Genomic DNA, 15,309 nt, shown 5'->3' with positions numbered 1-15,309 from the left:
CGACCCGCTCAACCGGCGGGGAGCGACACCGCCCCGAACAGGTTCCGCGTCACGCCCGTGACCTCGCGGGTCTCCGGCCGCCAGCGCAGCAGCCCGCCCGGGTTGTGGCGCAGCAGCACCGCGCCGTCGGCGTCCCAGCCGAGCACCTCGCAGCAGCCCTTCCAGCGGTCCCGGCCCAGGTCGAGCAGGTGGGTCACCACGCGCGTCCGGGCGTTCAGCAACGCGACGCCCTCCAGCCCGCCCATGGTGTCGGTGGTGATCCAGCCGGCGCGGGCCACCAAGTCTCCGCGCTGCCAGCCCCGCCCGTAGAACTCGTCGACCCGGTGACCGGGCGGTAGCGCGCGAAAGTCGATCGCGCCGTTGCTCCGGTACGTCCCGTCGCCGCCCCATCGGACCTGCACGCCGTTCGGCGGCGTGCCGCCCAGTTCGAGCAGGACGTTCGGCGGGGCCGTCGGGTCGGGCGCGACCACGTCCCAGGGCGACACCGGCACCTTCCGGGCGGTGCCGGTGGCCCGGTCCAGCTCGTACGTGGTGTCGTCGTCGCCGACGAGCAGCCGGTCGCCGGACCAGAGGACGTGCTCCAGGTAGCCCTTGAGCGGGTGGCGGCGCACGGCGGCGGTGGTCAGGTCGACCACGATCACCTCGTCGGTCTGGGCGAAGGCGGCCGTTCGCCCGTCCGGGGAGAGGCTGCCGCTCTTCAACGGCACCGCCTCGTTGCCCGCGGCGTCGCGGGTCGGGGCGGGAGTGACCGCGTCGAGGTCGCGTACGACGCCGTCGTCGCCGAGCACCCGGATCCGGCCGGCGACGCCGGTCTGGGGGTCGATCGGCTGGTGCAGCGCCAGTGCCCGGCGTACCGGCCGGTCGGAGAGCGTCGCGCCGACGGGGTCGCCGAGTCGGCCCAGCGGGTGCCCGGGATAGGCCAGGTCGGCCGGGGGCGTCTGCACGGGCACGGGGTGCGGGGTCGGGCTCTCCTCCGGTGTCGCGGTGGTGGCCGGTGGCGGTGTCGCGGTGGGGCGCAGCGCCAGTGCCGTACCGCCGGTGAGCAGGGCGACCGCGAGCACGGTGGCACCGGCGGCGCGGCGGGCACGACGCACCCGGCGGGCCCGTTCCCAGCCGGTCGCGGCGGGATGCGCCGGCCGGACGTCCTCGGCGGCGACGGTGAGCAGCCGGTGCAGTTCCTCTTCCCTCACGGGTTCACCTCCATCCTGGTGACCAGGCCGGTGCCGGGCCGTCCCTCGTCGCGACCCAGATCCGGCGCGACCTCCCGCAGCCGGCGCAGCGCCGCGTGGCACTGGCTCTTGACGGTAGTCAAGGGTTGTAAGAAGCCAGATGAGCCTTTGAGCATGAGGGCGGACGGCGTGTTGGCGTGCGCGCGGTTGCCGGCCGGGCGCCGTTCGTGCCCGGCTCGTGGGTGTGGAAGAGCGCTGTTCAAACGAATACGGTAGACGCATGATCTGGATCGCCGGGCGTGAGTACGGCACTGCCGCCGAGGTCGCCCGACGGTCCCGACGTCACCGCAGACCGGGTACGCGACTGGGCACGCCGCTCCGCCAACCCCGGCCGACCCGCTCCACGGCCTCTTGCCCCGCCACCACACAGCGGGTCGAGGCCGAGGAACTACCTGGTACTGCTTCGACCAGGCGGCCACGGTGGAGGCCATCACCCGCCGCACCAAGGGCGGACCGGCACGCACCGGCACCTTGGAGCGCCAAGCGGCGAACCTAATCGCAACCGCCGCCACCGTTTGCCTGTGGCACGATCCGCGAGAGGCCCAGCGTTTGGAATCGGCCGAGCAGCAGAGCGGGGCGTTAACCGGACTCGATCCCGACAAAGCTTGAACGGTATAGAAGGCCCATCGGGGTTCAGCCCAAGTGTCGGACGGGTGACCTAGGCTGCCTCCCGTGGACGGCGTGTGCAAGCGCTTCTTCGCCTCACACAACTCAACAGGACGAGTGGGCGGTGCGGATCGCGCACGTGCCGGAGGAGCCTGAGCACTCCGTCATGGTCCAGGCATGGGATTTCGTCGGGCGGCAACTTCGATGCCTTTTGGGGGTAGCAAGGTGACGCAGTCGTCGGCCGGCGGGTCCGGCACAACAAATGGTGTTCGGCACGAGAACCAATGTGTTGCGTGGCTGGCCGCTCACATGCTCGCCGAGACGGCGCTACCGGATTGGGCCTCAGGCCGGCTGGTGCTCGGCGTAGGCAGCCAGACCGGCCGCCCCGTGGATGACGTCGGCGGGCTGACCGACGCGACTGGTTGGGTCTGTGTCCAGGCGAAGAAGAGGCTGGCGCGCAGTGACCATCCGGACAGTGATCTTGCTGCGGCGCTCGAGCAGCTGGTGGCGATCGATGCGGAGGGCGTTCCCGACCGGCCGCCGAACCACGATGAGCTGCGGCCGCTCGACCCTCGTGTCGACCGCGTGGTGATCCTGACGGACGAGGAGGCGCCCAGCACGATCGCCGTCGCGATGGCCCGGCTCGTCGACCGTCTGCGTACCTGGCCTGAAGCCGTTCCCCTGGCCGAGGCAGCCACCAATGCCAACGAACGAGCGGCCTTGCGCACCCTGCGCGGACACCTGGAACGTCTATGGGCCAGGCGTCACGGCACGACTGCCGACGAGAGCATCGTGAGGTCGCTGCTCCGTCCGCTCGCCGTCCGGGCGCTCGACCTACAAGATGAGGGCAGCGATCTCCGTGCCCTCCTCCTGGATCTTCGCGATCTTCTAGAAGATCCAGACAAGGCGCTTCACCTGTGGCATGAACTGGAACTGGTCGGACAGCGGCTGGCCGCCGAGCGCTCATGGGTGGGGCGCGCCGACCTGGTCCGGGAACTGGAGACCTTGGGCCTTCACCTCACGCCCGTTGCGCGGCTGCGCCGGGACGTCCAGCGGCTCCAAGCGGTCACGACCGGCAACCTCGGTTCGCCCCCTACGAATCTCACCCTCACCGCGCCGGAAGGCCCCGTCCAGATAAGCCGGGCCGTGTCGGGACTGCTCGACGCGTCCGAAGGCAACGTGGCGATCACCGGCGATCCCGGTGCCGGCAAGTCGGTCGTCCTGCACCGGTTCGCAGAACGTCAGGCGGCCGACGTCGTCTACCTGACGCACCAACAACTGCGGGGCACGGCCGGCGAGACCCGCGCCGAGCTCAATCTGGACCATGATTTGCATGAGGTCCTGACGGGCTGGACGGGATCGTGCCCGGGACTTTTGTTGCTCGACGGCATCGATCAAACCCGGGGCGTCGAGGCGTCGAGCTGGCTGCCCGAGCTGGCCCAGCGTCTGCGCGGAACCCGATGGCGGATCATCGGCAGCATCCGGTCGTTCGACCTTCGTCACGGCCCTCGCTGGCGAACGATGTTCGCAGGGACGCCAGTCGACCCCAGGCACCTCGACCCGGAACTCTCCCAGGTCGCCCACCTACTGGTCGGCGACCTGACGGCAGAAGAAATCGCAACGGTACGCGGGGCCAGCCCTTCATTGGATAAGGTGTTCGACCAGGCAGACGATCGTCTGGCGGAACTTTTGGCCAACCCGTTCAACCTGAACCTGGTGGGCGAGCTGATCTCTGCGGATCTGGACGTGTCCCAGATCCGTAGTCGTCTGGATCTGCTCACCCGCTTCTGGCGACTACGTGTCCTCGACGCCCCCGACGGGCGAGTGCGGCAGCGCGTGCTGCAGACCCTGGTCGCCTCAATGGTCACCGCCCGTTCCCAGCAGGCCAGTGACGCGCAGCTCGGTGAGGCGGCCATGCTGACCGTCCTCGATGGTTTGCTTCGCGACGGCGTGCTCAGAGAAAGCCCAACCAGTCCGTGGGCGGCGAGCCGGCCGCTCGGGTTCGCCCACCCCGTTCTGTTCGACTACGCCGCCGCGATCATCGCGCTCGGCGATCTCAGCGTGCCGGGCAGTGTCGCCGACAGCCTCGACAAGGACCCCGATCTCGTCATGGTCCTTCGTCCGAGTCTGGACTACCGCCTGGGGATCGCCTGGCACGCCGATCCGAGCCGGGCGAGCTACTGGCGGCTCGCCCTACGACTCGCCGCGCAGCAATCCGGGCACATGCTGGCCGCCGCCGCGGCCGCTACGATCGCCGCCCACGAGCTACGCGCCGCAGCGGAGCTGGAGCTACTCGAATCGGCCTGTCTCGCGGCCACAGACGATGCGACCTGGACCGTCGACGATGCGCGCGGGCTGGCATTCCTGGTCGCGGCCGGGCTTGGTGCTGCTGGGGCGGGCCCCGCCGCGCTGGACGCGTTCGGGGAGCTGTTGGTGGGTTTGGCGCTGCACAGCGTGAACAATGACGACGTCGGGTTGGCGCTTCTTGTTGCGCAGCTCGGCCGCCGCGCGGCAGGTGATCAATCGCCGGCGGCCGGCACGCCGGCCGGCCGCGGTTGGGTCAAGGCCGCTGTCGCCGCCGTGGTCGTGGGTCTGGCCGACGTGAATGATTCCCATCGCGCGAATCTTGCCGATCACGGCGGACGTGCGCTAGCCGCCGCGGCAACCCTCGACGCCGCTGCGACCGCCGACACCATCCGTTTGGTCATCGCCCCACCCGCGCTGCGCGGTTGGGGCGTTCGAGCCGTCCGTCCGTTGATCAACGTTCTACCGCAGATTGCAGCTCAGGATTCCGGCCTCGCCGTTGACCTCGGCGCAAGCGTGTGGCTCTTCGAGGACGACCGGTCGCAGTCCACGAACATGCTCAACAGCCAAATACTTCCGCTGATATCGAATCGCCAGCAGGATCTGGAGGGCGCGCAGTACCAGGTCAGCCGAACGTTCCCCGCCTTGGCGGCGGTGGACGTCGTCGCGGCAACCAAGCTCCTCATCAGGATTGTTGAAGCCCGTCGACTGCTTCAGTACGGCAGCATCGAGTCGCCGAAAAACCAGCGGCCGTGGGTACGGTACAGCGGCGACCTGCGGCACGCGGGCGGTCATCGCTCGCTCCCCGCCATGGCCGACGCCCTCATCGACCGCCTCGACGAACTCGCACCGGACTGCAGCAATGCGATCGATCTCTTCATCGAGTGCCTCACTCACGCGGAGGTGTGGAACCGGCTGCTTCACCGAGCGGCAACAAGCGAGTCACCGGCACTCGCGCACGCGCTCCGGCCAGCGCTGTCGAGTCCGTCGCTCTTTGCCCACAGCCAAACATGGCCAGCTGCTGGGCACGTCGCGGCCCGCCTGTCCCCGCTGCTCTCCGTACCCGAGCGCGACGCGCTGGAGCATGCCATCGTCGCGGCGACCGAGCCCGGCACGGACGACCCGGAGCCACGGCGGGACAGCCTCCGCGCGCGGCGGGCAGCACTGCTGAGCGCCCTCATGTCCAGGAAAGCCAGCGAGGATACAGCCCGCCCGTTGCCCCCCGTCCTGGTTCCAGATGACGAGCTACTTCGTGTGGAGCCTGACACGGACGCGACTGAAGCGTCTCCCGAGGCGCGGCTCCTCGGGCAGGTCGATGAGGCCCTCGGGGCCGCCAACCAGTCAGACGACCGTGACGCTGCGAGCCGGCGGCTGATGGCCATGTGGCCGCAACTCATCGCCGCGCGCGCTGCGGATCCCGACAACTGGCAGTTGCATGAGCGCCTGCTGCGGGCCACCGACCACATCGCTCGTCTGCCGGAGGTTCTGCCGGACACCGTCCTCGGTCGACAAGTTTTCGAGGCCGTCGAGGCGGCCATGCCGAAGCCCAGCCCCGCCGGAAGTCAGCCCGGCGTCAACAACAACCGGTTCGCGAGCTGGTCGTGCACACCCGAAACCGAAGCGCTGAGCACCGCGCGCACCCTCCTTACGCGACCCGAGTGGCAGCGCGCACACGGTGACCAGCTAGTTGCACATCAGCTCTGCCATCTCGACAGCAGCGAGTGGACGTACCGATACCTCAGCACGACCGCCATTGGCCTGATCTTCACAGAGCCGAACGAACTTCTTCCCCAGGTCGAGAGCCGGCTCGCAATCGAACCCGACGGCCACGTCGCCTCAGTGCTAGTCCATGTGATGGCACGTTACCTGCATAGCCGACCCTCTGACGTGGACGAAATCCTCGCCCGGCTGGCCTCCATGCCGGATTCGCCTTATCTGCTCGATCCGGGCCAAGAACTGACAAAAATTCATGACACCCCCTGTGAGGCCGTGATTCAGTGCCTGACAGCCCTCGCGGTCCGATACAACACTCCTTTTGCCGGGTCCACGCTTCGAGCGTGGCTTTCGAGCCCTACCGACCATGCCGCTGCCGTGATCGTGATAGCGACGCACCTCCGTGATCTCCTTAATCCAGCCGACCCTTCCCTTTATGGAGCACAACGCAAGGCATTCGAGCTGCTGACGCTCACCTTGAAGCCGCTCCAAACCGCTTGGGCCAAGCCCAACCAAATGGAGAGCGCGCTGACCGTCGCTGACGCAGTCGCTCAGGAGATCTACCTCGCCAGCGGCGCCTTCGATAGACAGCAGGGTTCTCGCGGAGAATTCGGTGACCCGCTCCTCTTCGCGAAGCTCGCGCTGCCACTGCTGGACGGCATTCGTCAGGTGCAACACCCAGCGGTCACGCACCACATCATCGAGACCGTCGAGCACCTAAGCACGCTCCAGCCCAAGCCGGCACTGTTCCTAGCGATGCGGGCGATCACCGAGGATCAGGGATACGTCGCCGAGTCGCTCGGCGTCGACGCTGCTCTCAAGCTGATCAATCGCTACCTGGCCGATCACCGCGAACTCGTCTTGGGTGACCCTGAGTGCGTTACCGCCGTACGCGTCCTGCTCGAACGATTTGTACGCGCGGGATGGCCACAAGCCGTACAGATGGCAGAACGCATGGATGAGTTGTTCCGCTGATAGGTTTTGGCCACAACTGGCCGGATCGCATCCGCCCCGCGCCGACCGCCCGACAATCGGACAAGTGTGGCGACTGTCCGGAAGCAACGAGTTGCCGCCCAGACCCGCACCGCTACTGTCTCCCAGATCGCGATCGCTCTCGCCAATTTGCGGTGAGTGCAGCTATGGCGGATTGGTGCCCCACCCCCGGAGGTCCGTCGTACTCGCTCCTCTGGGCGGACCGGGTTACCTGGTGAGTTGATCGGATGGGGGCAGTATTCGTCAGGGCGGTCAGACCAGCATCTGTTAGGACGACGACGCTTCCTCGACCGGCTGTTTCGTGGAGCCCATGCCGAATTTCTGTCGACGATCGACGCCATAGCAGGGTCGCCGCCATTATCGCCCCATGGGCGTCCTGCCAGCAGAGAGGGTGACTGGAGTGAGGCTGCCATTGATGAGCATTAGCAACATCAGGGTTGAGACACAGCCAAGTTGCCGCGTTGGTGTGCAGGGAAAGGGAGGTGGTCCAGACCAGGAGGGGCTTGCCAGCCCAAATTCTAAAGTGGGTGGTTGATGTATTTAAGGAAGGGCGTACACCGTCGGCGAGTAGCATGTCCCGGCCTTTGATCATGCGAATTGTCGGTGCCGGGCGAGGGGGCGGGATGATGCCCGTGGGTAGCGTTGGAGATGGCCTTTCGTAATCGAATGTGGTGGACAGCAGATATCGCTCTGTGGGGTTACCTTCGTCGTTTACGACGAACTCGTGATCCGCTCCGATAACGGCGGCGAGTGGACCAATGTCGACGGTCGCGAGTGGCTCTAGAAGGCTTGAAGTCAGTGTGATGCTGTTTGTAGCCTCGGCTGGCGGAACCGTTGCATGTATTCCGGCCAGCCCTGCTTCATATTGTGCGAGTCTGTCGTTGGTTTCGCTGAGCCATTGCTCCGCAGGGACCCAGTCCCGGACTATCGGGATGGGGATCCAGGGCGGTGTCGCGGTGAAGGGCTGAGGCACGAGATCGATATCGACTAGTTCGAGGGCGGCGGCCAGTTCCGGCGCGTCTGGCCGGACCTGTTTTGCTGCGACTAGTTCGCTGATGATTCGGCCGTACGCGGCGCGGATAGCTTGTGCCCAAGCCGGAACGAGCATCCCACTGATTGACGTGCCTTTGGCCGCCTGCTGAAGGGATAGGTCGTCGGGAATGTGTCGTTGCGCTTGCTCTGCCAGCCAAGAGAGCCTGTGCAGCAGCGTCTCCGCGTCAAGATCCGCATGGTGTGCCACTTCTCTGATTCTTTCAGAATATGGACCCATTTCGACGTCTGGCTCCCGTATCTGGGCTGACCGGGGCAGCGTCAGCCGGTACCCAGCGGGCAGCGGACGCACTGATGTCTCGATGAGGTCGATGCGAAATGCGCGGCGCAGGCTGTCGGTGACAAGCCAGGATCGGGTCCTTTGGGCCGGGACGCAGGCAATTAGTAGCTCCTGGCGCTTCGTTCTTATGGCGGCGGAAGCTAAGGCGCGGGCCGCCATCTCGCGTACGGCGTCGCCTCCGATTCCCGTGCTCTCGCTGAGCTCGTCGGATGCGGATGCGGGCGGTGATGTTGAGTCGTCGCTAGGTGCGGCGGCCATCGCGGGCACGAGCACAGGCTGGTGGTCCTGGCTGGCCAGCAACGCTGCGGTCAGTTTTGCAGCATGGTCAGCGAGGGGATTAGTTTGCTCTAGCACCCAAGCCATGGCGGCGCATGCGGCCTCTCGAACGGCCCAGGTTGGGTGGTCAAGGTCGAGAAGGAGCAGTTCTATCAGCGCCTGTCCCGCTGTGTTGGGACGGAGCGCGTGGCCCTGGTCGATGTGGGGGCGCGGCGGATCGAGTACCTGTGTCGTCGCTGTTGTTGGATCTGGGGGTGACTGCGGTGCCCACCAGGCGGCGTGAACCGGTCCGTCAAGGAGTGGTGGTTGGCTTTCGACGACACCCGTGCGCATGACGTTCAGGGACTGACGGACCTGGTTCCAGACAGCGATTGCAGGCAGGTCGGGGGCGATGACGGGCAGTATGTCGTCGAGCTGCAGCATCAGGTTTCCGGGCCAGTAGTCAGCCGACGTCAACACCTGAGCTAGGTCGCGCATGGCCTCCTTGCGAGCGCTCTGGCCCTCACAGGTGGTCAAGGTTTGCCATGCCTGTCGGCGAACACCCCGCCGGTAGTGGGCATCCCACCACCCGGGCTCCGTCTTGTCGAGAGCGATTCGCGCGATGGCCGATGCGCTGCCACAAGCACCGATGTCCCTCAACCGTTCGGCGGTGGCCGCGAGGATTGCTGCCTCATCGTAGGCACCGTCGAACGCGTGGACGAGTTGGTCGAGTTGCTGACGGTCGGCATGAGCGATCAGGGGTTGAAGTATGGGTAGCCAGGAGAAGGTGCCGGCTTCGGCCTGCAACGATCGCCATGACAATGCCGCATCTAGGTCGGAGATCGCCTCCCGGGCAGCGTCAGGAGTGAATGTCGAGCCGTTGGCATGCTTGAAGAGGCCGTACTCGCTCACTCCCCAATCCCGGGATGACGTTCGACCCGTGGTTCGGGATCGTCGTTGGTGGGCCTCTTCGTCGGCTTCGTCTCGTCGGCTGGTGGGGGTCGATGGTAGGTGGAGTGCGCGGCGCCAGTCCCGACGGGCGCTGGCCAGCACATGAACGTCGACCGCGCGTGTGAGCTGTTCGGTGATAGTCGCGGCGGCCCAGGGCGGGAGCTGTGGTACGAGGCTGCCAATAGCTTGGATCACATCGCCTGGAGCGGTCGGGCACAGTGGTGCGAGGACGGCGGCGACAACGGCACTGAGCAGCGTGGCGGCGTGGTGAACCTCGATTTCGTCAGGGTAATGCGTCACGGCGTTGAGGATGTTGGCTGCTATCCCGGCTGCCAGCGCCTCGTGGGCCGCGGTTAGCGGTAGGGAGCCTTCCCGCAGTTGCCATGCGGCTAGACGGACGGCGTGACGGGGTGCAACGCGTGCGACCGCTTGCAGCAAGAGTGCGGCGGCGGCTTCGGCACTGCCATCCGTGGCTTCGGTCAGGGCGGCGATCAGGGGGGCGATATCGGCGGCTTCGGCGAGTAGAACGTCGGGTCGGTTCTGGGTTGCGCGTACGAGCCACTGGACCCAGATCTCGAGTTGGACGTCCTTTCGCCAGTGCGGGCTGAACGACTCGGGCATGACGCGTGCTAGCAGTGCTCGTCCGGTCGCCGTATCCCCGGCCTGCAGGTGGGCCGCTGCCTGTGTCACGAGGAGGTCCAGGCGTTCGTAGGCGCCCGGCGTCTGCTGGAGCTCTGCGTCGGCGTCCGTGATCGCATCGTCTAGCCAAGGGACCCGTACCCCGCGTTGCAGGATGTGCAGTCCGAGACGCTGCAGTTGCCGAGCGCTGAAGGTGCGGTCAGGGGCTGCGCCGGCCGGTTGGCTGAGGGGAGACGAGGCCCTACCGAGCTCTCCGATCTTTTCTCCGACGTAGCTGAGTAGTTCTGCCGAACCACCGGCCGCAACATCGATGAGCATCTGCAAGAAGGTGATATGGGCGGCGCGGGCGTTAGTGCGGATGGAGAGGCGGTCGGGAATGGTTGGCCTGCTGGCGAGCGCGCGGCTGGCGAGACCACGTAACGCTGCGGTGGGGAGATCGCCGAGGATGACAGCCGCGTACAGCACAGCGAGATTCGTCACCGCCTTGTCTAGCTGTGCTGCATGGCTGATGGCAGCCCGATCGCGATGCGCGGCCGCTTCCGGATCGATCTGTGCACCTGCTGGCTGATTGGCTGGCGGCTGCCGTGGCACGGGCGTGGCTGCAACTAGTAGGTCCTCGGTTACCCACTGCCCAGCGGATCGAGCTGAGAGACCAGCGACGATCAGGTGGCTCGTGCGGACGCGCAGTGCCGCGCCGAGAACGTCAGATTGGTTTCCTGTCCCCGATAGGTCCCCGCTGGCGATCGAGGTTGGCGCGTCGAGCCGCTGTAGCTGTTCGACGCCGAAGGCGAACGCGGCGGTGGCCAGGGCCGCCATCCGCTGAGCGTTAGCCGCATCCGTCGGGGCGGACGCCGCCGGTTCACTCGCGCGTGAAGTCCTGGCCGGCGAGGTCGCCTTGGCTGCAATCTGCAACGCGACCCAGGCCGCCTCGCCGCCGAACCTCCAAGCCATCGCGGCGAGCGCGCGCTGCTCGACATCGCTTTCACTGGTGGCTGCTGCGGTGAGGTTCTGGACGGTCTTGAGTGCGTCTTCCCACTGACCGGCCTTCGCGCGCGCCCTAGCCGTTTGCAGGATGGCGTCAGCAACGGCGGTGTAGGCAGCTTCGATCAGCTCGCGCCCCCACGTCCCCTCACTCGAGTCCTCTTCGGGGGTCGCTGCCAGCAACGTCGATACACCGGCGCGCAGCGTCGCTGTCAGACCTTCGGCGTCCGAAATTCTTCCGGTCCGAATCAGCTCGGAGACGGCACAACGCGTGAAGTAGACGGCATGCCCGCCCAGGGCAAATACGGCGTGCTCCCTGGGGCTTTCGGTTGTCGTGGTGAGGCGCGACAGTGCGCGCTCAGACATCCGGCGCAGAGCCGTGTGCAGCACCGACAGAGGGCGGAAGCGAACCATACCCCGCGCCCAGGCCGACAACATTTCCCATTGCTCGTTGCCGCCGGCGGGTCCGAGTTCATGAATCTCCGCAGCATCGAACAACATGCGCCCGCCGAGGTGCCCACGTTCGTCCAGCTTGACGGCTGCGCTCAGGGCCTGCTGTACGGGGATGCGCAGCGTCGCATCGGGCAGGGCGTAAGCGAGCGCTCCGCTCAGATCGCCGGCGCTGATCAACATTCCGGTCAGGTCGACCGATTCGAGTGCCTGTTCCCGTGACTGAAGTTCGGCGTGGACGAGCATGAGCCCCACGAGTGCTACCCCATCAGTCTCCTCGGCTGCGAGGCGCATGGCGGTCCGGATGTCCTCGGTGAGGACGGCCGGTGAGGTGCCGGCCAGGAACCGGGCGCGCAGGCGGTCGGGTGCCGCCAGGGCGAGCGCACGCCTTTGTTGGCCGGCCTGAGCGGCGTGAAAAAACTCCTCGCCGCTCTCTCGCGATCCCTCCTGAGCTAGTGCGCACTCATCAGCCAGGAACGCGTGGCGCCGCGCATCGGCGTCGGGGTCCGGTTCACCAAGCAGATCGACGCTGGTCGCCTCCAGCACGAACTGCCTGAACGAGTCGTGGAAGAACATCCACGAGTGACGGTCGAGGATACGAAACAGGTGCTTGAGACGAACGAGGCTCCGAACTGCCGCAGCGTCCGCCCACTTCTGCACCCAACGTATGTTGATCGGTGACCGGAGGCGGGCCAGATCTCCCAGGAGCGCTTGGAGAACTTCACTATCCGGAAGTTCTGCCAGGTAGGCGGCATAGTCGTCAGCGACGCTGCCGGAGTAGCGGACACATCGGTCCAAAGCATCGTCGACAGCATCGGCGGGAATCTTCGTGCTGCCGTCAGCGTCCGGTTCGTCAACGGCCGTCCGCTCGTCAACGAGGTCGATGAGTGCGTTGGTGACGTATGCCAGCGCGAGTGGGTGACCGCCCACCAGCTGCACCACACGGGTGATCTGCCTAGTGGTCAACGCTAAAGCCGGGGCCGCTTCGACAAGCCGACGGCATACGTCTTCAACTGCTGCCGCGGTGAGTCGGTGACCTGTCAGGTCGACGGTGCGCTTGGTGCCGTTTTCCAGGCTTCCGCTGAGATGATGCTGGATCTTGGGATTCAGGGGCGCAAGGGTCTGGGAGCCGAGCACGATCACGACACCGGCCGGAACGGCCTCCGGTGCCGGGAGTTCGTCGAGCAGGGGCTGGCTCACCCGCGCACGAGCGACGTGATCGAGACCGTCAATGATCAGCAGAGTGCGTCGGCCGGTCTGTGTGAACTCGGCACTGGCGGCACTCAGCAGGTCTCGGAATCGGAGCCGCAGCTCGTTGACGTCACGCTCCGGTAGGCTCTTCCGAACCTTGAGCTGCGACGCTTCCAGCTGCACGACGACGTCATGGAGGAAGTCGGTCGCCGAGACGCGGCCGGCGGCTGCTGCATCGCCAGGCAGGAAGGCCAGATAGGTCACCACGCGGTCGGCAAGTCCCGGTGTGGCATGTGCCAGCAGGGTTGACTTGCCGCTTCCCGGCGGCCCAAGCACACAGAGGTACCCGTTTGGCGCGGACTCGAGCGCTGCGGCCAGCTCCTGCTCGGCCCCAAGCAATGGGGTGTAGCGGTCGAGATCGATCGGGAAGCGATGCAGGTGCCGCGCCCGGCCACGAGAGCCGAACCCCGCCAAAGCGGCCACATCTTCAGACGTTAATACAACGGCCTGACCTGCCTCACTATCCTGCACCCGCCGGTGCAAGGCAGCAGCAAGATGACCGATGTCCTCCGTCCGCTGCTCACGCGGCAGTCGGTCGGGGCGCATTGGCATTGCGGCGGCGGTGTCAGCATCGATGCGCAGGGCGGCTAGGAAAGGCTCGACCTCGCCTTCCTTCATTCCGACCTGTTCGCGGATCCATTCCACGACCGGCTTCCAAGCCGCATCAACCTCCTGAAGCCGGGCACCCGCAGTCAGCGGCCGTAGAACGGATTCGACGAAGGCGGCCGTGTCTTGCCGAATGGGAGCAGACAACGTAGTTCCCCCGACGGCCTTCAACGCTGCCGCCAACGGCCGATCACGACGGGAGAGCGCGCCAGGTGTCACTAGATGGACAAGTACCTTGTGACCACCGTAGTGGGCAGCCAGTCTTCGCCATCCATCGACAAGCTCGGCCATCAGCGACGGTTTCGGCTCACCCCTCCGTGTCTTGTCCGCGGCTAGCAGCCCAGCCAAGGTGAGGTTTCCTGCCGCGGACTTGTACTGATAGCCATGAACCTCTGGCCCGGCATCCGCGGTGGCCGACGCCAAGACGAGGACGCAGTCGTCTACCGCGCCCGCTTCGGGATCGACGAGTCTAAGAGTGAAATGGCGGCGTGCCTGGTAGAGGTCATAGACGCCAGCGGCGACGTGGTCGTACTGGTACCCGTAGCCCCGGATAGCATCCTGCTCGCCGCTCGCCTTCGCGCGTCCCAACGGCCTCCACCCCACGACCCGCTACGAGAACTAGTAGACCCAGTATGCGCTGAGGGACTGACATCACCACGGACCTGGGCATCGGAAACGATGCCTATCGATCACCAACCCGCCGAGCCCGAGTCCATGTCCTTAATCGCGCCATGAACGACCGAGCAAGGCCAATCTTCCCCGCACTCGGGGTCTCTGCACTTACCGTCCTCACCGCAGTCATGCCGGACGAGGAGTCCATGCACACCTTGCCACCAATGCCTACGGTCCCGGCTGTCGCGCCGGTCGCTGGCCAGGGAGGCCACTCGGCTGAGTGCCCTGCGGTACAACTCGTAGTCCTGGTCACTCGTCATCGCCATTTCCCAGACGCTACGCCGCAGGTCAGACAAACGGCGAATCTGGCTGTGGAGCAGCCACGCGCTGGACGGGCATGTCTTCTTCGCTGGCCAGCTGAGCCCGACCCGGACGGCCCGGGCGACCCGCAGTGGTGTGACCGCACCGGCTGCGACGGGGGCGGCCAGCACCGGGTCCATCGGGCTGCCGGCCAGTACCGGCAAGCCGGAGTCGGTCATCGCCGACGTGGCGTTAACCCAGGCCCTCGGTCACGGCGTCGAGCCGACGCTGTCCTTCGACTGTCGTCGACGGCAAATGCGGCCAGGAAATCATGCTGTCCTTCGGGCAGGCTCGGGTCCTTTCCTACCGGATCCGCCATCTCCTGGACATTGGCAAGGGCTACGGCGGCACGAGGCGTCCATTCTGGTAGAGCCATCGGAATCACGGCGGCCCGCCACCACCGCACCCGGTGGCGCGGCCGCAACCATCCGCGCGGTCATCGTCATGCCCGTCGACGACCAAGCCCGCGCCGCCGGCCTCACCGCAGAGGCGCAGTACGCCGTCGACCGCGGCATCAGGTGACCACCATCGCGGCCGGTTTGGTGGCGTTGCGGATGGTCGTCGAAGATCACGCTGACGTAATGATCGCGCGTTCGGCGGCCGACCTCTCGGGGAGTGGAGTTGGTCGACGCACCAGCGCCGCCCATCAGCGCCCCGCCCCGATGACGTTCCGCCGTCTCGCCGCCGGCCGCGCCGGCGGGGCGCTGGCGCGACACGTGACGCACTTGTTGACCGTGCCCGGTGGCGCCCGGTCGCCTACCTCGGGCCGTTGCTGTCCGGCTCGGGGTCCCGCAGCTTTACCGTCTTCAGCCCGGCGTGGCGGGCGCGGAAGTCCTGACGGGTGTCAAAGGTCAAGAACACCTTCTGGCCGGCGATGGCACTGCCGGCCAGTACCTGGATGACCGCCGTGCGGTCCACGATCTCGTCGTCGGGGATGTCCGTCCGCACATGGCCGGGCGGGTCGAACATCAGCTCCACCGTCACACGGCCGCCCCCTTTGGTCATACGGGCGCAGCGTGGTGGGCAGGT

Annotated in this window: 5 protein-coding genes and 1 pseudogene; 2 read left to right on the top strand and 4 right to left on the bottom strand. The window is 66.6% G+C overall.

Translation table 11 applies throughout. The features are described 5' to 3' along the window. Window positions 1–8: 8 nt before the first annotated feature. Both DER29_RS11640 and DER29_RS35910 read right to left on the bottom strand, forming a co-directional pair. Window positions 9–1,190 carry a hypothetical protein gene (locus DER29_RS11640; RefSeq protein ID WP_121397362.1) on the bottom strand — a complete coding sequence of 394 codons (1,182 nt, stop codon included), beginning with the start codon at window positions 1,188–1,190 and terminating at the stop codon, window positions 9–11. Beyond that, entirely contained in the window at window positions 1,187–1,312 is a 126-nt protein-coding gene (locus DER29_RS35910) for a hypothetical protein (protein WP_255421025.1), read from the bottom strand. The genes DER29_RS11640 and DER29_RS35910 overlap by 4 nt, the downstream gene beginning before the upstream one ends. A 137-nt stretch (window positions 1,313–1,449) precedes the next feature. Between DER29_RS35910 and DER29_RS11635 the strand changes: the two are divergent. Both DER29_RS11635 and DER29_RS11630 read left to right on the top strand, forming a co-directional pair. Next, a pseudogene (locus DER29_RS11635) lies at window positions 1,450–1,691 on the top strand (hypothetical protein); the annotation flags it as partial. 321 nt (window positions 1,692–2,012) lie between these two features. Beyond that, the gene (locus DER29_RS11630) at window positions 2,013–6,827 is read left to right on the top strand and encodes a hypothetical protein (protein ID WP_148710009.1); all 4,815 of its coding nucleotides are present in this window, start codon (window positions 2,013–2,015) and stop codon (window positions 6,825–6,827) included. Between the two features lie 112 nt (window positions 6,828–6,939). Here the strand turns inward: DER29_RS11630 and DER29_RS11625 are convergent, their stop codons facing one another. After that, window positions 6,940–13,896 carry an AAA family ATPase gene (locus DER29_RS11625; protein ID WP_148710008.1) on the bottom strand — a complete coding sequence of 2,319 codons (6,957 nt, stop codon included), beginning with the start codon at window positions 13,894–13,896 and terminating at the stop codon, window positions 6,940–6,942. 1,140 nt (window positions 13,897–15,036) lie between these two features. Further along, on the bottom strand, window positions 15,037–15,264 hold the full coding sequence (locus DER29_RS11615; RefSeq protein WP_148710007.1) for a hypothetical protein: 228 nt from the start codon (window positions 15,262–15,264) through the stop codon (window positions 15,037–15,039). Window positions 15,265–15,309 lie beyond the last annotated feature (45 nt).

Origin of the sequence: Micromonospora sp. M71_S20 (genome assembly GCF_003664255.1) — a bacterium.
Lineage (GTDB): Bacteria > Actinomycetota > Actinomycetes > Mycobacteriales > Micromonosporaceae > Micromonospora.
The sequence above is the reverse complement of the archived record's forward strand: the minus strand, read 5'-3'. Positions and strand labels throughout refer to the sequence as shown.

What these genes read in the sequence shown, in the direction of transcription:
- DER29_RS11630 (WP_148710009.1), top strand. Translation starts at nt 2,013, where the DNA reads ATGGGATTTCGTCGGGCGGCAACTTCGATGCCTTTTGGGGGTAGCAAG.